Raw genomic sequence first — 569 nt, forward strand, 5'->3', positions numbered from 1 at the left:
GCCGCCGGCGCTTTCCTTCAGGTCTGCACCAGAACAGAAGCTGCGGTCGCCCGCGGCCGTTATGACCACGGCACGAAGGCTGCCATCGCTGGAGGCCGTCCGGATCGCATGCGTCAAGGCGTCCGTCATCGCAGCGTTCATGGCGTTGTGGACGTCCGGCCGGTTGAGCGTGAGCCACAGAACGTCTTTTCGCTTTTCGCTCAACAGCTCATCCGCCATGCGCATCATCCTCCTTTTTTGCGGCAAGCAGCGCTTTGCCGGCGCGGGCTGCATTGGCCCTGCCGAGATGGCGGCTGATCCAGTCCCCGGTTCTCGCCACCGCCATGAGGTCGATGCCGGTTTTAATACCAAGTCCGTGCAGCAGATAGACAACGTCTTCGGTGGCGACATTGCCGCTGGCGCCCGGCGCAAAGGGGCAACCGCCCAGCCCGGCGACGGAACTGTCGAAAATGGAGATGCCTTCCTCAAGCGAGGCCAGCACATTAGCGACGCCCTGGCCATAGGTGTCGTGGAAATGCATGGCGAGTTTTTTGCGCGGGATTCGCGTCGAAATATGTTCGATGAGCTTG

The 569-nt window shown here is 61.7% G+C and carries 1 protein-coding gene and 1 pseudogene; both read right to left on the minus strand.

Annotated features, from left to right (window positions below; genetic code table 11):
* A partial coding sequence (locus ACQV2Q_RS08920) for an enoyl-CoA hydratase-related protein (protein WP_428882523.1) occupies positions 1 to 219 on the minus strand: 219 nt, incomplete at its 3' end.
* Positions 209 to 569 (minus strand): annotated as a pseudogene (locus tag ACQV2Q_RS08925) (hypothetical protein); the annotation flags it as partial. The gene ACQV2Q_RS08920 and the pseudogene ACQV2Q_RS08925, both read right to left, overlap by 11 nt.

It is taken from the genome of Facklamia sp. P12950 (assembly GCF_050409465.1).
GTDB lineage: Bacteria > Bacillota > Bacilli > Lactobacillales > Aerococcaceae > Facklamia.